This is a genomic window from Pseudomonas sp. CYM-20-01, assembly GCF_023169845.1.
GTDB classification, from domain to species: Bacteria; Pseudomonadota; Gammaproteobacteria; order Pseudomonadales; family Pseudomonadaceae; genus Aquipseudomonas; species Aquipseudomonas azotoformans.
The window spans coordinates 6,237,256-6,255,562 of sequence record NZ_AP025169.1 but is presented as its reverse complement, the minus strand read 5'-3'; the positions used below and the strand labels follow the sequence as shown (position 1 = coordinate 6,255,562).

Here is an 18,307-nt window from a genome sequence, read left to right as displayed (position 1 = left end):
ATTGAAGTTAGAACGGTTTGACCACGACCAAAATTACGATAGCCAGCAATATCAGAACGGGCACTTCATTGAACCAGCGATAAAAGACATGGCTGCGGGTGTTTTCGCCACGTGCGAAGCGTTTTACCTGCGCGCCGCACATATGGTGGTAGCCAATGAGCAGTACGACGAGGGTCAGCTTGGCGTGAATCCACCCGCCCGAATGAAAGATGCTGGGGTTCAGGTAGATCAGCCAGCCGCCGAAAATCAGCGTGGCGATCATCGCCGGCCCCATGATGCCGCGATACAACTTGCGCTCCATGACGCTGAAACGCTCTTTGCTGACGGTGTCCTCGCTTTGGGCGTGATAGACGAACAGGCGTGGCAGGTAGAACAGCCCGGCAAACCAGCAGACGATGCTGACGATATGGAAGGCTTTGACCCATAGATAAAGCATTTTTAGTTATTCCCAGGTTCACGGTAGCCGAGATAGTAGTGGCTCATGCGCCCGTACGTCACGTTGACGGTTGTCGCAGGACGATACGGCCCCTATTATCGACGGCTTTCCAGTGGGTTCGTTGAGGGCAGGTTTATGGTCAAGGTCGGTATCGTCGGCGGCACGGGTTATACCGGTGTCGAATTGCTGCGTCTGTTGGCTCAGCATCCGCAAGCTGAGGTAGTGGTCATCACCTCCCGATCCGAGGCCGGGCTGGCCGTGGCCGATATGTACCCGAACCTGCGAGGCCACTATGACGGCCTGGCGTTCAGCGTGCCGGACATCAAGACCTTGGGCGCCTGCGATGTGGTGTTCTTCGCCACGCCGCACGGGGTTGCCCATGCGTTGGCCGGTGAACTGTTGGCTGCGGGTACCAAGGTCATCGACCTCTCGGCGGACTTCCGTCTGCAGGACGCTGACGAGTGGGCCAAATGGTACGGCCAGCCGCACGGCGCGCCGGAGTTGTTGGAAGAGGCGGTGTACGGCCTGCCGGAAGTGAATCGTGAACAGATCAAGCAAGCGCGCCTGATTGCGGTGCCAGGTTGCTATCCAACCGCCACACAGTTGGGCTTCCTGCCATTGCTGGAAGCGGGGCTGGCGGACGCTTCGCGCTTGATTGCGGACTGCAAATCGGGCGTCAGCGGTGCCGGCCGTGGTGCTGCGGTCGGTTCGCTGTACTCTGAAACGTCGGAAAGCATGAAGGCCTATGCGGTAAAGGGGCATCGTCACTTGCCGGAAATTCGCCAGGGGCTGCGTCGTGCGGCTGGGAAGGATGTGGGCCTGACCTTCGTTCCGCACTTGACCCCAATGATCCGCGGCATTCACTCCACGTTGTACGCCACTGTGGTCGATCGCTCGGTCGACCTGCAGGCGCTGTTCGAAAAACGGTATGCCAACGAACCGTTCGTCGATGTGATGCCGGCCGGCAGCCATCCGGAAACCCGCAGCGTGCGCGGTGCCAACGTGTGCCGGATTGCCGTGCACCGCCCGCAAGATGGTGACTTGGTCGTGGTGTTGTCGGTGATCGATAACCTGGTCAAGGGCGCGTCCGGGCAGGCGGTGCAGAACATGAACATCCTGTTTGGCCTGGATGAGAAGTTGGGGCTGTCCCACGCGGGCATGCTGCCTTAAGGCTGTTGAGTCGCGAAGCAAAAGGCCCGTTGATCGGGCCTTTTGTGTTTTTAATGGCGACAGCGCAGATTGATATACCGTAACAATAGTTGACCGCTTTTCTAGGAGAAGCGGATAATGCCGGGCATTACGCATATGGCGGCGCTACGCCGGGAGATTATCAGCATGAGCGTTGAATCCTTCACCCCCACGGCTTTGCAATTCACCCACGGTGCTGCGCACAAGGTGAAGAGCCTGGTCGATGAAGAGGGTAATGATCGCTTGAAGCTGCGCGTATTCGTTACGGGCGGCGGTTGTTCAGGGTTTCAGTACGGTTTTACCTTCGATGAAGATGTGGCCGATGATGACACCATCGTTGAGCGCGAAGGCGTGAGCCTGGTTGTGGACCCGATGAGTTTCCAATACCTGGCAGGTGCCGAGGTGGATTACCAGGAAGGTCTGGAGGGTTCGCGTTTTGTGATCAAGAACCCTAATGCCACCACCACCTGTGGTTGCGGGTCTTCGTTCTCGATCTGATCGACAGCGGACGCAAAAACGCCGCTTGGCTGTGATAGGCCAAGCGGCGTTTTGCTGTCTGGAGATTTTACGCTGGGTAGATGGCGCCCAGTACCCTAAGTCCTCGTGCCCCTGTGACACTTGGGCGGTTGGCTGCGATACCTTCGAGACAGCAATGGGCCAGCCATGCGAAGGCCATGGCCTCGACCCAGTCGGGATCTACTCCGTAGGCGGCGGTGCTGCTGACTTGAGTTGACGGTAGCAGGGCGGCCAGGCGATTCATCAGCGTGGCGTTGTGGGCACCGCCACCACACACCAGCAGTGTTCTGGTCTGGGGCTGGGCGGCCTGCAGGGATTCGATGATGGTCAGGGCGGTCAGTTCCAGCAGGGTGGCCTGAACATCCTGAGGCTCGAATGTTGGTAAGCGACCCAGGTGTTGGTGCAGCCACTCCAGATTGAACACTTCGCGGCCGGTGCTCTTGGGGCCCGTAGTCACGAAGAAAGGGTCGCTGAGCAGGGCGTTGAGTAGCGCAGGCTCGACCTTGCCGCTAGCCGCCCACTGGCCATTACGATCAAAGTGTTCACCGCGTTGCTGGTGAATCCACGCATCCAGCAGGACATTGCCTGGGCCGCAGTCGAAGCCGGCTACAGGTTTGCCGGTCTCAATCAGACTGAGGTTGCTGAAACCTCCAACATTCAATACGGCACGGTTACCGCTGTGCTCGCCAAACAGTGCTTCATGGAACGCAGGGACCAATGGGGCGCCCTGGCCGCCGGCGGCGACGTCGCGGCCACGGAAATCGCTGACCACGGTGATGCCTGTGAGCTCGGTGAGCAAGGCCGGGTTGCCGATCTGTACGGTAAAGCCCCGGGCGGGTTCATGGCGGATGGTCTGGCCATGGCTGCCAATTGCGCGAATGTCCTGGGGCTTGAGGTTTTGCTGGTCGAGTAAAGCGTGGATACCTTGAGCAGCGAGATTTACCCAGTTCTGTTGGGCAATGGCTGAGCGGGCGATCTCATCCGGCCCGCTGGCGCAAAGAGCAAGCAGCTCGGTGCGCAGGGTATCGGGCATGGGAATGTAGTGTGTGGCGATCAGCTTGATCGCCGGGGACTGCTCGATCAAGGCGATGTCCAGGCCATCAAGGCTGGTCCCGGACATCACACCGATATAGAGCGCCATACTTAACGCTTCGCCGAAGCCAGCAGGGTGGAGCGCTCTTGATCCATGCGCGCCATCAACGGCTGGCTCTGTTGCATGAAGCGGGCGCGTTCAGCCTTGGCGATCGGGTCGGCCATGGGCAGTTTCTGGCCCAGTGGGTCGACGTGAACGCCATTGACCTGGAACTCATAGTGCAAGTGCGGGCCGGTAGACAGCCCGGTAGTGCCGATATAGCCAATCACCTGGCCTTGTTTCACGGTGCCGCCGGTTTGCACGCCCTTGGCAAAGCCTTGCATGTGGCCATACAGCGTACGGTAGGTATTGCCGTGCTGGATGATCACCGTATTGCCATAGCCACCACGACGCCCTGCCAGCAGGACTTTACCATCACCGGCTGCCTTGATCGGCGTGCCACGCGGTGCGGCGTAATCGACCCCTTTGTGGGCACGGATTTTGTTCAGAATTGGATGCTTGCGACCCATGGAGAAACGCGAGCTAATACGAGCGAAGTCCACCGGCGTACGGATAAAGGCCTTGCGCATGCTGTTGCCGTCGGCGGTGTAGTAGCTGCTGTTGCCTTGTTTGTTGGTGTAGCGCACGGCGGTGTAGGTCTTGCCGCGGTTGGTGAAACGTGCGGAGAGAATGTTGCCGGTGCCGACGACTTTGCCGTTGGCGACTTTCTGCTCGTAGATTACGTCGAATTCGTCGCCCTGGCGGATGTCCTGGGCGAAGTCGATGTCGTAGCCGAACACGTTGGCCATGTCCATGGTCATGCTGTGGGACAGGCCTGCCCGCGCGGCGGATTGTGACAGGGAGCTGTTGATCACGCCGTGTACGTAGGCGGAGCGCATCACAGGTTTGGTGGTGATGCGATTGAAGGCAAAGCCTTTGGCACCCTTTGTCAGAGTAATGCTTTCGAGGTCGCTGACATTGCTGTGCAGGTTGTTCAGTTGGCCATCGGGGGTGAATTCAAATTCGAGCTTCTGGCCGTGCTTGAGTTGGGTGAACTGCTTGGCTTGTTTGTCGCTGGCAAGCACTTCATTAACTGTAGCGGCGGGGAGGCCGACCTTCTCGAAGAGTGTCGACAGTGTGTCGCCCTTGGCCACGATCACTTCGCGGTGCTGGGGGTTCTTGGCCGTGTCGGCAACAGGCGCAGATGGGCTTTGAGCTGCTTGCTGGGTGTCTTCGGGGCTGTTTTCTATCTGTGCGAACGGCGACTCGGTGCCAAGGTTTGTGGCTTGTTGCGCGTCGGAAGCGTCTTGATCTTGTGTCAGTTGTTCAACGGGACTTTCCAGGTCAAGGCTCAGGGATGTTCGTTTGGCTTCTACGTCACTGGAAGGGAATACCAGGAGTGCCAGGCTGAGAAGGGCGGCGATACCACTTGCGGCGAGCAGGTGGGTCTTCGGGTAAAGCGGCGGCGCTTTAGACGGTTCAGTGGTCATAGGTAATTTTGACTTTGAAGATGAAATGGAAAAGATGAATGACATGATGAAGATGAAATAACTGTATAAAATATAACCAAATCATCTGTGGCGCAAGCTCGCGAACGCTGGGCTTGCTGAACGGTGTCCGTTCGCAGGGCAAAACTTGTAATTAGTCCCTGATCTTGTATGGTTGGTTCCCTTTTGAATCTGAGCCTTGCGGGTCTGTTATGAAGTCGGTTGAAGAGCAGCTAGCGCTGATAAAACGTGGTGCGGAAGAACTGTTGGTCGAAGCTGAGCTGATCGAAAAGCTCAAGCGTGGTCAGCCCCTGCGTATTAAGGCTGGCTTTGATCCGACTGCGCCGGATCTGCACCTGGGGCATACCGTGCTTATTAATAAGCTGCGCCAGTTCCAGGAGTTGGGGCACCAGGTCATCTTCCTTATAGGTGACTTCACCGGAATGATCGGTGATCCGAGCGGCAAGAGCGCCACGCGTCCGCCGCTGACCCGTGAGCAGGTGCTTGATAATGCCGAGACCTACAAGACTCAGGTATTCAAGATTCTTGATCCGGCCAAGACCGAAGTGGCGTTCAACTCCACTTGGATGGATCAGATGGGGCCGGCGGACTTCATTCGCTTGACCTCTCAGTACACTGTTGCGCGCATGCTTGAGCGTGATGACTTCGACAAGCGCTACTCCACCAATCAGCCGATCGCCATTCACGAGTTCCTCTACCCGTTGGTCCAGGGCTATGACTCGGTAGCGTTGCGTGCGGACGTTGAGCTGGGCGGCACTGATCAGAAGTTCAACCTGTTGATGGGGCGTGAGCTCCAGCGTGCATATGGGCAGGAAGCCCAGTGCATCCTTACCATGCCGTTGTTGGAAGGGTTGGATGGCGTCAAGAAGATGTCCAAGTCCCTGGGGAACTATGTCGGTATCCAGGAAGCGCCGGGCGTTATGTACGGCAAGCTGGTTTCGATTCCTGATGCTTTGATGTGGCGTTACTTCGAGTTGCTGAGCTTCCGGTCGATGGATGAAATCAATGCGCTGCGTGCTGATGTAGAGGCAGGCGCTAATCCGCGTGACGTGAAGATTAAGCTGGCGGAAGAGATTGTTGCGCGGTTCCATGGTGAAGAGGCTGCGGCCAACGCTCACCGTGCTGCGGGTAATCGCATGAAGGATGGCGAGCTGCCTGATGATCTGCCGGAGATCGAGCTGTCTGCTGCCGAGGCGATGCCGATTGCTGCTGTGCTTAATAAGGCGGGCCTGGTTAAGAACTCGGCAGTTGCGCGCGACCTTCTGGGGTCGGGTGGTGTGCGTATAGATGGTGAGGTTGTGGATCGCACCTTTATATACGAGCTGGGTGCTACCCACATTTGTCAGGCTGGGAAGAAGGCATTTGCGCGTATTACGCTCAAATCCGAATAAAACTGAAATTAGGTGTTGACGGCGAATTATATCTGTCTATAATTCGCCCCACTTCCGGCGCAGTCGAAACGAAAAACTCCTTGGTAAACAAAGAGTTACGCAGAATTCGACAGCGAGTTGCTTCAGTTCATCGAAGCCCAGAAGGAGTTGGTAGAGCAGTGTTGTCTGGCTCTATTAGCGTTTCGATCTTCTCGGTCGAAAGCGGAGAAAAAGAGGTGTTGACAGCAGCGTGTAACGCTGTAGAATTCGCCTCCCGCTAACGAGAGATCGGAAGCGCAAGTGGTTGAAGTTGTTGAAGAAATCTTCGAAAACTTCTGAAAATAATCACTTGACAGCAAATGAGGCTGCTGTAGAATGCGCGCCTCGGTTGAGACGAAAGATCTTAACCAACCGCTCTTTAACAGCTGAATCAAGCAATTCGTGTGGGTGCTTGTGGAGTCAGACTGATAGTCAACAAGATTATCAGCATCACAAGTTACTCCGCGAGAAATCAAAGATGTAACCAACGATTGCTGAGCCAAGTTTAGGGTTTCTTAAAAACCCAAAGATGTTTGAACTGAAGAGTTTGATCATGGCTCAGATTGAACGCTGGCGGCAGGCCTAACACATGCAAGTCGAGCGGTAGAGAGAAGCTTGCTTCTCTTGAGAGCGGCGGACGGGTGAGTAATGCCTAGGAATCTGCCTGGTAGTGGGGGATAACGTTCGGAAACGAACGCTAATACCGCATACGTCCTACGGGAGAAAGCAGGGGACCTTCGGGCCTTGCGCTATCAGATGAGCCTAGGTCGGATTAGCTAGTTGGTGAGGTAATGGCTCACCAAGGCGACGATCCGTAACTGGTCTGAGAGGATGATCAGTCACACTGGAACTGAGACACGGTCCAGACTCCTACGGGAGGCAGCAGTGGGGAATATTGGACAATGGGCGAAAGCCTGATCCAGCCATGCCGCGTGTGTGAAGAAGGTCTTCGGATTGTAAAGCACTTTAAGTTGGGAGGAAGGGCAGTTACCTAATACGTGATTGTTTTGACGTTACCGACAGAATAAGCACCGGCTAACTCTGTGCCAGCAGCCGCGGTAATACAGAGGGTGCAAGCGTTAATCGGAATTACTGGGCGTAAAGCGCGCGTAGGTGGTTTGTTAAGTTGGATGTGAAATCCCCGGGCTCAACCTGGGAACTGCATTCAAAACTGACTGACTAGAGTATGGTAGAGGGTGGTGGAATTTCCTGTGTAGCGGTGAAATGCGTAGATATAGGAAGGAACACCAGTGGCGAAGGCGACCACCTGGACTAATACTGACACTGAGGTGCGAAAGCGTGGGGAGCAAACAGGATTAGATACCCTGGTAGTCCACGCCGTAAACGATGTCAACTAGCCGTTGGAAGCCTTGAGCTTTTAGTGGCGCAGCTAACGCATTAAGTTGACCGCCTGGGGAGTACGGCCGCAAGGTTAAAACTCAAATGAATTGACGGGGGCCCGCACAAGCGGTGGAGCATGTGGTTTAATTCGAAGCAACGCGAAGAACCTTACCAGGCCTTGACATCCAATGAACTTTCTAGAGATAGATTGGTGCCTTCGGGAACATTGAGACAGGTGCTGCATGGCTGTCGTCAGCTCGTGTCGTGAGATGTTGGGTTAAGTCCCGTAACGAGCGCAACCCTTGTCCTTAGTTACCAGCACGTAATGGTGGGCACTCTAAGGAGACTGCCGGTGACAAACCGGAGGAAGGTGGGGATGACGTCAAGTCATCATGGCCCTTACGGCCTGGGCTACACACGTGCTACAATGGTCGGTACAGAGGGTTGCCAAGCCGCGAGGTGGAGCTAATCCCATAAAACCGATCGTAGTCCGGATCGCAGTCTGCAACTCGACTGCGTGAAGTCGGAATCGCTAGTAATCGCGAATCAGAATGTCGCGGTGAATACGTTCCCGGGCCTTGTACACACCGCCCGTCACACCATGGGAGTGGGTTGCACCAGAAGTAGCTAGTCTAACCTTCGGGAGGACGGTTACCACGGTGTGATTCATGACTGGGGTGAAGTCGTAACAAGGTAGCCGTAGGGGAACCTGCGGCTGGATCACCTCCTTAATCGACGACATCAGCTGCTCCATAAGTTCCCACACGAATTGCTTGATTCATTGAAGAAGACGATAAGAAGCAGCCCGAAATTGGGTCTGTAGCTCAGTTGGTTAGAGCGCACCCCTGATAAGGGTGAGGTCGGCAGTTCGAATCTGCCCAGACCCACCAATTTTGTGTGGGAAACGCCTGTAGAAATACGGGGCCATAGCTCAGCTGGGAGAGCGCCTGCCTTGCACGCAGGAGGTCAACGGTTCGATCCCGTTTGGCTCCACCACTACTGCTTCTGAAAGTTTTGAAAGCTTAGAAATGAGCATTCCACCAAGACGGTGATGAATGTTGATTTCTAGTCTTTGATTAGATCGTTCTTTAAAAATTTGGGTATGTGATAGAAAGATAGACTGAACGTTACTTTCACTGGTAGCGGATCAGGCTAAGGTAAAATTTGTGAGTTCTCTTAGTTGAGAAATTCGAATTTTCGGCGAATGTCGTCTTCACAGTATAACCAGATTGCTTGGGGTTATATGGTCAAGTGAAGAAGCGCATACGGTGGATGCCTTGGCAGTCAGAGGCGATGAAAGACGTGGTAGCCTGCGAAAAGCTTCGGGGAGTCGGCAAACAGACTTTGATCCGGAGATGTCTGAATGGGGGAACCCAGCCATCATAAGATGGTTATCTTGTACTGAATACATAGGTGCAAGAGGCGAACCAGGGGAACTGAAACATCTAAGTACCCTGAGGAAAAGAAATCAACCGAGATTCCCTTAGTAGTGGCGAGCGAACGGGGACTAGCCCTTAAGTGGCTTTGAGATTAGCGGAACGCTCTGGAAAGTGCGGCCATAGTGGGTGATAGCCCTGTACGCGAAAATCTCTTAGTCATGAAATCGAGTAGGACGGAGCACGAGAAACTTTGTCTGAATATGGGGGGACCATCCTCCAAGGCTAAATACTACTGACTGACCGATAGTGAACTAGTACCGTGAGGGAAAGGCGAAAAGAACCCCGGAGAGGGGAGTGAAATAGATCCTGAAACCGTATGCGTACAAGCAGTGGGAGCAGACTTTGTTCTGTGACTGCGTACCTTTTGTATAATGGGTCAGCGACTTATTTTCAGTGGCGAGCTTAACCGAATAGGGGAGGCGTAGCGAAAGCGAGTCTTAATAGGGCGTCTAGTCGCTGGGAATAGACCCGAAACCGGGCGATCTATCCATGGGCAGGTTGAAGGTTGGGTAACACTAACTGGAGGACCGAACCGACTACCGTTGAAAAGTTAGCGGATGACCTGTGGATCGGAGTGAAAGGCTAATCAAGCTCGGAGATAGCTGGTTCTCCTCGAAAGCTATTTAGGTAGCGCCTCATGTATCACTGTAGGGGGTAGAGCACTGTTTCGGCTAGGGGGTCATCCCGACTTACCAAACCGATGCAAACTCCGAATACCTACAAGTGCCGAGCATGGGAGACACACGGCGGGTGCTAACGTCCGTCGTGAAAAGGGAAACAACCCAGACCGTCAGCTAAGGTCCCAAAGTTATGGTTAAGTGGGAAACGATGTGGGAAGGCTTAGACAGCTAGGAGGTTGGCTTAGAAGCAGCCACCCTTTAAAGAAAGCGTAATAGCTCACTAGTCGAGTCGGCCTGCGCGGAAGATGTAACGGGGCTCAAACCATACACCGAAGCTACGGGTATCACGTAAGTGATGCGGTAGAGGAGCGTTCTGTAAGCCTGTGAAGGTGAGTTGAGAAGCTTGCTGGAGGTATCAGAAGTGCGAATGCTGACATGAGTAACGACAATGGGTGTGAAAAACACCCACGCCGAAAGACCAAGGTTTCCTGCGCAACGTTAATCGACGCAGGGTTAGTCGGTCCCTAAGGCGAGGCTGAAAAGCGTAGTCGATGGAAAACAGGTTAATATTCCTGTACTTCTGGTTATTGCGATGGAGGGACGGAGAAGGCTAGGCCAGCTTGGCGTTGGTTGTCCAAGTTTAAGGTGGTAGGCTGAGATCTTAGGTAAATCCGGGATCTTAAGGCCGAGAGCTGATGACGAGTTACCTTTTAGGTAACGAAGTGGTTGATGCCATGCTTCCAAGAAAAGCTTCTAAGCTTCAGGTAACCAGGAACCGTACCCCAAACCGACACAGGTGGTTGGGTAGAGAATACCAAGGCGCTTGAGAGAACTCGGGTGAAGGAACTAGGCAAAATGGCACCGTAACTTCGGGAGAAGGTGCGCCGGTGAGGGTGAAGGACTTGCTCCGTAAGCTCATGCCGGTCGAAGATACCAGGCCGCTGCGACTGTTTATTAAAAACACAGCACTCTGCAAACACGAAAGTGGACGTATAGGGTGTGACGCCTGCCCGGTGCCGGAAGGTTAATTGATGGGGTTAGCTAACGCGAAGCTCTTGATCGAAGCCCCGGTAAACGGCGGCCGTAACTATAACGGTCCTAAGGTAGCGAAATTCCTTGTCGGGTAAGTTCCGACCTGCACGAATGGCGTAACGATGGCGGCGCTGTCTCCACCCGAGACTCAGTGAAATTGAAATCGCTGTGAAGATGCAGTGTATCCGCGGCTAGACGGAAAGACCCCGTGAACCTTTACTATAGCTTTGCACTGGACTTTGAATTTGCTTGTGTAGGATAGGTGGGAGGCTTTGAAGCGTGGACGCCAGTTCGCGTGGAGCCATCCTTGAAATACCACCCTGGCAACTTTGAGGTTCTAACTCAGGTCCGTTATCCGGATCGAGGACAGTGTATGGTGGGTAGTTTGACTGGGGCGGTCTCCTCCTAAAGAGTAACGGAGGAGTACGAAGGTGCGCTCAGACCGGTCGGAAATCGGTCGTAGAGTATAAAGGCAAAAGCGCGCTTGACTGCGAGACAGACACGTCGAGCAGGTACGAAAGTAGGTCTTAGTGATCCGGTGGTTCTGTATGGAAGGGCCATCGCTCAACGGATAAAAGGTACTCCGGGGATAACAGGCTGATACCGCCCAAGAGTTCATATCGACGGCGGTGTTTGGCACCTCGATGTCGGCTCATCACATCCTGGGGCTGAAGCCGGTCCCAAGGGTATGGCTGTTCGCCATTTAAAGTGGTACGCGAGCTGGGTTTAGAACGTCGTGAGACAGTTCGGTCCCTATCTGCCGTGGACGTTTGAGATTTGAGAGGGGCTGCTCCTAGTACGAGAGGACCGGAGTGGACGAACCTCTGGTGTTCCGGTTGTCACGCCAGTGGCATTGCCGGGTAGCTATGTTCGGAATAGATAACCGCTGAAAGCATCTAAGCGGGAAACTAGCCTCAAGATGAGATCTCACTGGAACCTTGAGTTCCCTGAAGGGCCGTCGAAGACTACGACGTTGATAGGTTGGGTGTGTAAGCGCTGTGAGGCGTTGAGCTAACCAATACTAATTGCCCGTGAGGCTTGACCATATAACACCCAAGCAATTTGACTACTCTAACGAGCATCAGATTGCGGTGTGTGAAGACGAAATGAACCGAAAGTTCGATGTTCACAAAACACCGAAAGCTGTCACATACCCAATTTGCTGAAGCGAGGCCCAGGCCACGACTCAGTACCCGAATTTCTTGACGACCATAGAGCATTGGAACCACCTGATCCCATCCCGAACTCAGTAGTGAAACGATGCATCGCCGATGGTAGTGTGGGGTTTCCCCATGTGAGAGTAGGTCATCGTCAAGATTAAATTCCAGAACCCCTGATTGCTTATGCAGTCAGGGGTTTTGTTTTGGGCGGTCGAAAAGTGCGAAGAGATCCGCGTGCGTGGCCTCCAGCGCTAAAGTCCGGCCTTTCTATGCAATGACCCTGCGCATGGCTATCATGCGTGCCTCATTGTGAGGCGATACTTGCATGCTGACGTTGTTGAAACTTCTGAAAGATGGCCGATTCCATTCCGGAGAAGCACTGGGTGCCGCTCTTGGCGTCAGTCGCAGTGCTGTATGGAAGCAACTCCAGCACCTGGAGGCAGAGTTGAATCTGCCAATTCACAAGGTGCGAGGCAAGGGGTATCAATTGGCATCCCCACTAGTGTTCTTGAGTGCTGAAGATATTTCGCAGAGTACGCCATCCTTGACATGGCCCGTTCATATATCTGATTCCATTGACTCCACTAATGCTGAAGCTTTGCGGCTGGTAGACGCTGGATGCGCGGCGCCGTTCCTGGTGCTCGCAGAGCAACAAACTGCGGGAAGAGGTAGGAGGGGACGAAAGTGGGTCAGCCCGTTCGCGCAAAACGTTTATTACAGTCTCGTTTTACGTATTGAGTCAGGTCTGCGACAGCTGGAGGGGCTGAGCCTGGTTGTGGGCTTGGCAGTCATGCAGGCTTTGCGCGAGTCCGGGGTGCAGGGCGCCGCCCTGAAGTGGCCAAACGATGTTTTGGTAGGGCAGAAGAAAATCGCTGGAATTTTGCTGGAGTTGGTAGGTGATCCTGCGGATATCTGTCACGTAGTTCTCGGAATAGGTATCAACGTGAATATGCAGAGGGCTGATGAGGTTGATCAGCAATGGACCTCAGTGCAACTTGAGACGGGTGCTCCGGTGAATCGCAATCTTCTGGTGTCGGAACTGGGGCGGCAGCTGCAAGGCTACCTTGAGCGGCATCGGGAAGGCGGTTTTGTCGCGCTTCAGGGAGAGTGGGAGCAGAATCACGCCTGGCAGGGCCGGCCGGTCTCCCTTACCGCGGGTGTCAACCAGGTCGATGGGGTTGTGCTGGGTGTAGATCGCCAGGGGGCATTGCGCTTGAGTGTTAATGGTGTTGAGAAAATATACAGTGGTGGTGAGTTAAGCCTGAGGTTGCGTGATGATTCTTGAGCTCGACTGTGGAAATAGCTTTATCAAATGGCGTGTGCTTGATTCGGAATCGGCGAATACCTCCGCAGAAGGGGTTGTAGGCTCGGATCTGGCGTTGATTGAGAGCCTGGTAGCGCTTTCTGGGCTTCTACTGACACGTTGCCGATTGGTAAGCGTTCGTGCCCTGGAAGAAACAAGCAAGTTGGTCACTGCCTTGCAAGACACTTTCGGCGTTATCGTTTCCTGCGCGGCCCCGGCGCGAGAAATGGCGGGAGTGCGCAACGGATACGAAGATTTCGAACGTCTTGGGCTTGATCGCTGGCTGGCGATGCTGGGTGGGTTCAAGCTCGCGCGTGGGGCCTGCCTGGTGCTTGATTTTGGTACGGCCGCCACTGCAGATTTTATTGCTGTGGACGGTGAGCACTTGGGTGGGTTCATTTGTCCTGGAATGCCCCTTATGCGCAATCAGTTGCGAACCCACACGCGCAAGATACGCTACGACGACGCTGCCGCTGAAAGGGCGCTGGAGCGTCTCTCTCCGGGCCGTACGACGGTAGAAGCCGTTGAGCGCGGCTGTACGTTGATGCTCAGAGGGTTTGTACTGACTCAGTTGGAGTTGGCGAGGGGCTACTGGGGGGATGACTTTACCGTGTTCCTGACCGGCGGGGATGCTGATTTGGTAGCGGATGCGGTGCCCCAGGCGCGGCTCGTGCCCGATCTGGTCTTTGTCGGTTTGGCGATGGCTTGTCCTTTGTCCTGAGGTGATTATGCGTTGGCTGTTTTTGCTTTTACTGGTTCTCAACGCCTTCTACTACATCTGGCACCAGCAAGAAGCGCCATTGCGCGCTAAGGATGTCACGCCCTTGAGCCTTTACAAGGGCTCGCAGCAAGACATCCGACTACTCAGTGAATCTTCTGATGCGGTGGTGCGCAGGGATCGCGCAAAAACATCCGAGGCGCAAAACACTTGCCTGTACATCGGTGGTTTTGCGGACCAGCGCCAGGCGCAGTCCGTTGAGCAGCGACTCACGAGCTTGGATATCAAGGTCAAGGTCCAGTTGCTCAATACGGCTGATGCCTCTGGCTACTGGCTGCGTGTAGCCCCTGAAAGTCGACGCCTGGCTGACGATCTGCCCTTTGAAAACCTTGCTAAGGAATTCAATGAGTTAAAACATAAAATAATGTTGTGCGAAGGCGTTGCAACTCTCGAATAGTTTGCATAGAATGGCGCCCGCTTCGCAGTGAAGACCTTCTAGGTCAATAGTGTGAAGCGAAGGTCAATGCAGCTAACCTCATATTTTTAAATGAGAAAATGCTTGACAGAAGGTCGGCGTAATGTAAAATGCCGGCTCGCTTAGGAGGGGTTCCCGAGCGGCCAAAGGGATCAGACTGTAAATCTGACGTCTACGACTTCGAAGGTTCGAATCCTTCCCCCTCCACCATTTTTAGCGTGAGCTGCAAGCTCCGCGGGTATAGTTTAGTGGTAGAACCTCAGCCTTCCAAGCTGATGATGCGGGTTCGATTCCCGCTACCCGCTCCAAGTTTGCAGGTTGTGCAGGTGTTTTGCTCTTGTAGCTCAGTTGGTAGAGCACACCCTTGGTAAGGGTGAGGTCAGCGGTTCAAATCCGCTCAAGAGCTCCATATAACAAGGCAGATATGAAAATATCTGCCTTTGTTTTAACAGCTGCCTCGGCTTGAAGGCGTTCTGTCTGGCGTTGTTGCCAGGTGATTTCAGGTCTAGTGGGGTTGGTTGTTGTAAAGTCTTTTTCAGGCCTGCATAATGGTCGGCCTGATTTTGTTTTAGGTCAGTAGCTCAATTGGCAGAGCGACGGTCTCCAAAACCGTAGGTTGGGGGTTCGATTCCCTCCTGACCTGCCAGATTCACGTGGTGTGTCTGGCTTTCTTTTCACAGGATCTTCATAGATGACTCCTAAGGCTGAAGCTCAAAGCTCTCGTTTCGATCTGGTCAAGTGGCTCGCTGTAGTTGCCTTGGTGGTCGTAGGCGTTGTTGGCAATCAGTACTATTCTGCTTCGCCGATCCTGTACCGCGTACTCGCTTTGCTTGTTCTCGCTGCTGTAGCTGCCTTTGTAGGCCTGCAGACTGCCAAAGGCAAGTCTTTCGCGGTCCTGGTAAAGGAAGCTCGCACCGAAATCCGTAAAGTCGTTTGGCCGACTCGCCAAGAAACTACGCAGACCACATTGATTGTTGTGGCTGTTGTTCTGGTTATGGCGTTGCTGTTGTGGGGGCTCGATTCCCTGCTCGGCTGGCTTGTTTCCTTGATTGTTGGCTAAGGGTGTCCCGTGGCTAAGCGTTGGTACGTTGTGCATGCTTACTCGGGTTACGAGAAGCATGTTATGCGCTCTTTGCTGGAGCGCGTAAAGCTGGCAGGCATGGAAGATGGCTTCGGCGAAATTCTGGTTCCCACTGAAGAAGTGGTTGAAATGCGGAATGGTCAGAAGCGCAAAAGCGAACGCAAGTTCTTCCCTGGCTATGTGCTGGTTCAGATGGACATGAATGAAGGTACTTGGCATTTGGTCAAGGACACTCCTCGTGTCATGGGTTTTATCGGCGGAACTGCTGATAAGCCTGCTCCTATCACTGACAAGGAGGCGGAAGCAATTCTGCGCCGTGTTGCTGATGGTAGCGACAAGCCTAAGCCGAAGACGCTTTTCGAGCCGGGTGAGGTTGTTCGTGTTACAGATGGTCCGTTTGCTGATTTCAACGGTACTGTCGAAGAAGTTAACTACGAAAAGAGCCGGATCCAAGTGGCAGTGCTCATTTTCGGTCGCTCTACTCCGGTAGAGTTGGAGTTCAGCCAGGTCGAGAAGGTCTAGCTGAGCAAGCATCCCAACCCCACAGCCTTAGGCTGTGGGGTTTTGTCGTCACTGGGATAAACGCGCAAGTAACCGGGGAGCCTTTCGAGGCGTTCGAACCCGTAATTGGAGTGCCTCATGGCCAAGAAGATTACCGCTTACATCAAGCTGCAAGTGAAGGCCGCTCAGGCCAACCCTAGCCCACCCGTCGGTCCAGCTCTGGGTCAGCACGGCGTGAATATCATGGAATTCTGCAAGGCCTTCAACGCCCGTACTCAGGGTCTTGAGCCAGGTCTGCCGACTCCAGTGATCATCACTGTATACAGCGACCGTAGCTTTACTTTCGAAACCAAGTCGACTCCGGCTTCGGTTCTGTTGAAGAAAGCTGCTGGTCTGACTAGCGGTTCCGCTCGTCCGAACACCGTTAAGGTTGGCACCGTAACTCGTGCTCAGCTGGAAGAAATCGCGAAAACCAAAAACGCGGATCTGACTGCAGCTGATATGGATGCAGCCGTGCGTACCATCGCCGGTTCTGCTCGTAGCATGGGCCTTAACGTGGAGGGTGTGTAATGGCTAAGCTGACCAAGCGCCAAAAGGCTATCGCCGGCAAAATCGAAGCAGGCAAGGCCTACAACTTTGTAGACGCCGCTGCCCTGCTGACCGAGCTGTCGACTGTCAAGTTCAGCGAGTCCGTTGACGTTGCTGTAAACCTGGGTGTTGACCCACGTAAATCCGACCAGGTCGTTCGTAGCGCTACTGTGCTGCCACACGGTACTGGCAAGACTGTACGTGTAGCTGTCTTCACCCAAGGCCCGGCAGCTGAAGCTGCTCTGGCCGCTGGCGCTGATCGCGTTGGCATGGACGACCTGGCTGCCGAAATGAAAGGCGGCGACCTGAACTACGACGTAGTTATTGCATCCCCGGATGCAATGCGTGTTGTAGGTCAGTTGGGTCAGATCCTGGGTCCACGTGGTCTGATGCCTAACCCGAAAGTCGGCACCGTAACGCCAGACGTAGCCACTGCGGTCAAAAACGCCAAGGCTGGTCAGGTTCGTTATCGCACTGACAAAAACGGCATCATTCACACCTCCGTTGGCAAAGTCGGCTTCGATGCCGTCAAGTTGAAGGAAAACGTTGAAGCCCTGATCGCTGATCTGAAGCGTATCAAGCCAGCTTCTTCGAAAGGTATCTACGTCAAGCGCGTTACCCTGAGCACCACTATGGGCCCAGGTCTGGTCATCGACCAAGGCTCGCTGGACGTATAAGACACAAATTGGTGCGAGCGATCGCGCCAATTGAAAAAATTGGGGTCCCTGCCTGGCGGGGGCTATCCAAGACCGTAGGCGACGCAAGTCTTAAACCACAAGCCTACGCAGATGGTGCTCCCGGTTCCTTACCGAATCAGACACCAAAACGACATCCGGCTTCGGCCAGATGAAACGGTAACAAGCAGGAGTTAAACCCGTGGCAATTAATCTCGAAGACAAGAAGGCCATCGTCGCTGAAGTCAACGAGGCTGCCAAAGCTGCTCTGTCCGCTGTCGTGGCTGATGCCCGTGGTGTGACAGTAGGCGCTATGACCGGACTCCGTAAAGAGGCTCGTGAAGCTGGCGTATACGTACGTGTTGTACGTAATACCCTGCTCAAGCGCGCTGTTGCTGACACTGAATACAGTGTCCTCAACGACGTGTTCACCGGCCCGACTCTGATCGCGTTCTCCAAAGAACATCCAGGCGCTGCTGCCCGTTTGTTCAAGGAATTTGCCAAGAGTCAGGATAAGTTCGAGATCAAGGCAGCTGCGTTCGAGGGCAAGTTCCTCGCAGCTAACCAAATCGACGTACTGGCAACACTGCCGACCCGCAACGAAGCCATTTCGCAGCTGATGAGCGTGATTCAAGGCGCTACCAGCAAGCTGGCTCGTACTCTGGCCGCAGTTCGCGAGCAAAAAGAAGCTGCCGCAGCCTAAGGCTGAGCGACTTCTCTCGCGTATTTTTGTTTATTTCGATGGCCGAGTAGGCCGTCCCCCAATTCAGGAAATACAGCAATGTCTATCTCCCAAGACGATATCCTCAACGCCGTAGCTGAAATGTCGGTTCTGCAGGTTGTTGAGCTGATCAAAGCTTTCGAAGAAAAATTCGGCGTTTCCGCTGCCGCTGCTTCCGCTGGCCCAGCTGTTGCTGCTGTTGCTGCTGAAGAGCAAACCGAATTCAACGTCATGCTGCTGGAAGCTGGCGAGAAGAAAGTAAACGTGATCAAGGCAGTACGTGAACTGACCGGTCTGGGCCTGAAAGAAGCCAAGGCTGTAGTTGACGGCGCTCCTGCCCAGGTTCTGGAAGCAGTGTCGAAAGACGCCGCTGACAAAGCCAAAGCAGTGCTGGAAGAAGCAGGCGCTAAAGTCGAGCTGAAGTAAGCATCGACCTTGCGTCTCCAGCCCAAGCGTTAAGCTGAAGGCTGATGGCTGGTGGCTCTTGCCACCGGCCTTTTTCCGTTCTTGGCTGTCGACTCGGTC

General features: G+C 54.3%; 15 protein-coding genes, 6 tRNA genes and 3 rRNA genes. 21 read left to right on the top strand and 3 right to left on the bottom strand.

Annotated elements, in window-relative coordinates; translation table 11 throughout:
* Window positions 1-7 precede the first annotated feature (7 nt).
* The gene (hemJ, locus tag M2497_RS28585; RefSeq protein WP_058424790.1) at window positions 8-436 is read right to left on the bottom strand and encodes a protoporphyrinogen oxidase HemJ; all 429 of its coding nucleotides are present in this window, start codon (window positions 434-436) and stop codon (window positions 8-10) included.
* A 135-nt stretch (window positions 437-571) separates the two neighbouring features.
* Between hemJ and argC the strand changes: the two genes are divergently transcribed.
* Window positions 572-1,606, top strand: coding sequence for an N-acetyl-gamma-glutamyl-phosphate reductase (argC, locus tag M2497_RS28580; protein WP_010206935.1), 1,035 nt, complete (start codon window positions 572-574; stop codon window positions 1,604-1,606).
* Window positions 1,607-1,771: 165 nt separating this feature from the next.
* A complete protein-coding gene (erpA, locus tag M2497_RS28575) occupies window positions 1,772-2,122 on the top strand; it encodes an iron-sulfur cluster insertion protein ErpA (protein ID WP_003176443.1) in 351 nt (116 codons plus the stop codon).
* A 67-nt stretch (window positions 2,123-2,189) separates the two neighbouring features.
* Here erpA and M2497_RS28570 read toward each other — a convergent pair whose 3' ends face one another.
* The gene (locus M2497_RS28570; protein ID WP_248484937.1) at window positions 2,190-3,281 is read right to left on the bottom strand and encodes an anhydro-N-acetylmuramic acid kinase; all 1,092 of its coding nucleotides are present in this window, start codon (window positions 3,279-3,281) and stop codon (window positions 2,190-2,192) included.
* Between the two features lie 2 nt (window positions 3,282-3,283).
* Window positions 3,284-4,702, bottom strand: coding sequence for a peptidoglycan DD-metalloendopeptidase family protein (locus M2497_RS28565; RefSeq protein WP_248484936.1), 1,419 nt, complete (start codon window positions 4,700-4,702; stop codon window positions 3,284-3,286).
* Between the two features lie 209 nt (window positions 4,703-4,911).
* Here M2497_RS28565 and tyrS point away from each other — a divergent pair, with 209 nt between their 5' ends.
* From tyrS to rplL, 19 genes are all read left to right on the top strand, one after another.
* Window positions 4,912-6,111 (top strand): tyrosine--tRNA ligase, encoded by a 1,200-nt coding sequence (tyrS, locus tag M2497_RS28560; protein ID WP_248484935.1) that lies wholly within the window; start codon window positions 4,912-4,914, stop codon window positions 6,109-6,111.
* Between the two features lie 553 nt (window positions 6,112-6,664).
* Window positions 6,665-8,201 (top strand): 16S ribosomal RNA (locus M2497_RS28555).
* A gap of 82 nt (window positions 8,202-8,283) precedes the next feature.
* Window positions 8,284-8,360, top strand: a tRNA-Ile gene (locus M2497_RS28550).
* A gap of 30 nt (window positions 8,361-8,390) precedes the next feature.
* Window positions 8,391-8,466: transfer RNA gene (locus M2497_RS28545), tRNA-Ala, on the top strand.
* 249 nt (window positions 8,467-8,715) lie between these two features.
* Window positions 8,716-11,607, top strand: a 23S ribosomal RNA gene (locus M2497_RS28540).
* 155 nt (window positions 11,608-11,762) lie between these two features.
* Window positions 11,763-11,878 (top strand): 5S ribosomal RNA (rrf, locus tag M2497_RS28535).
* Together the 16S, 23S and 5S rRNA genes with 2 tRNA genes alongside form the textbook arrangement of a ribosomal RNA operon.
* Window positions 11,879-12,046: 168 nt before the next feature.
* Window positions 12,047-13,006 carry a bifunctional biotin--[acetyl-CoA-carboxylase] ligase/biotin operon repressor BirA gene (birA, locus tag M2497_RS28530; protein WP_248484934.1) on the top strand — a complete coding sequence of 320 codons (960 nt, stop codon included), beginning with the start codon at window positions 12,047-12,049 and terminating at the stop codon, window positions 13,004-13,006.
* Window positions 12,996-13,745, top strand: coding sequence for a pantothenate kinase (locus M2497_RS28525; protein WP_248484933.1), 750 nt, complete (start codon window positions 12,996-12,998; stop codon window positions 13,743-13,745). The genes birA and M2497_RS28525 overlap by 11 nt, the downstream gene beginning before the upstream one ends.
* A gap of 7 nt (window positions 13,746-13,752) precedes the next feature.
* Complete coding sequence (locus tag M2497_RS28520) at window positions 13,753-14,199, top strand: hypothetical protein (RefSeq protein ID WP_248484932.1); 447 nt, start codon at window positions 13,753-13,755, stop codon at window positions 14,197-14,199.
* Window positions 14,200-14,342: 143 nt separating this feature from the next.
* Window positions 14,343-14,427: transfer RNA gene (locus M2497_RS28515), tRNA-Tyr, on the top strand.
* A 24-nt stretch (window positions 14,428-14,451) separates the two neighbouring features.
* A tRNA-Gly gene (locus tag M2497_RS28510) sits at window positions 14,452-14,525 on the top strand.
* Between the two features lie 25 nt (window positions 14,526-14,550).
* A tRNA-Thr gene (locus M2497_RS28505) sits at window positions 14,551-14,626 on the top strand.
* Between the two features lie 161 nt (window positions 14,627-14,787).
* Window positions 14,788-14,863: transfer RNA gene (locus M2497_RS28500), tRNA-Trp, on the top strand.
* A gap of 45 nt (window positions 14,864-14,908) precedes the next feature.
* Window positions 14,909-15,277, top strand: a complete 369-nt coding sequence (secE, locus tag M2497_RS28495) for a preprotein translocase subunit SecE (RefSeq protein ID WP_025857211.1) — start codon at window positions 14,909-14,911, stop codon at window positions 15,275-15,277.
* Between the two features lie 9 nt (window positions 15,278-15,286).
* Window positions 15,287-15,820 carry a transcription termination/antitermination protein NusG gene (gene nusG, locus M2497_RS28490; RefSeq protein WP_003176436.1) on the top strand — a complete coding sequence of 178 codons (534 nt, stop codon included), beginning with the start codon at window positions 15,287-15,289 and terminating at the stop codon, window positions 15,818-15,820.
* A gap of 117 nt (window positions 15,821-15,937) precedes the next feature.
* The gene (gene rplK / locus M2497_RS28485) at window positions 15,938-16,369 is read left to right on the top strand and encodes a 50S ribosomal protein L11 (protein WP_003176435.1); all 432 of its coding nucleotides are present in this window, start codon (window positions 15,938-15,940) and stop codon (window positions 16,367-16,369) included.
* A complete protein-coding gene (rplA, locus tag M2497_RS28480; RefSeq protein WP_003232403.1) occupies window positions 16,369-17,064 on the top strand; it encodes a 50S ribosomal protein L1 in 696 nt (231 codons plus the stop codon). The genes rplK and rplA overlap by 1 nt, the downstream gene beginning before the upstream one ends.
* 199 nt (window positions 17,065-17,263) lie before the next feature.
* Entirely contained in the window at window positions 17,264-17,764 is a 501-nt protein-coding gene (rplJ, locus tag M2497_RS28475) for a 50S ribosomal protein L10 (protein ID WP_010174464.1), read from the top strand.
* A 78-nt stretch (window positions 17,765-17,842) separates the two neighbouring features.
* Window positions 17,843-18,208: a 50S ribosomal protein L7/L12 gene (rplL, locus tag M2497_RS28470; RefSeq protein ID WP_003210093.1), complete on the top strand. Its 366-nt coding sequence runs from the start codon at window positions 17,843-17,845 to the stop codon at window positions 18,206-18,208.
* The last annotated feature ends 99 nt before the right edge of the window (window positions 18,209-18,307 follow it).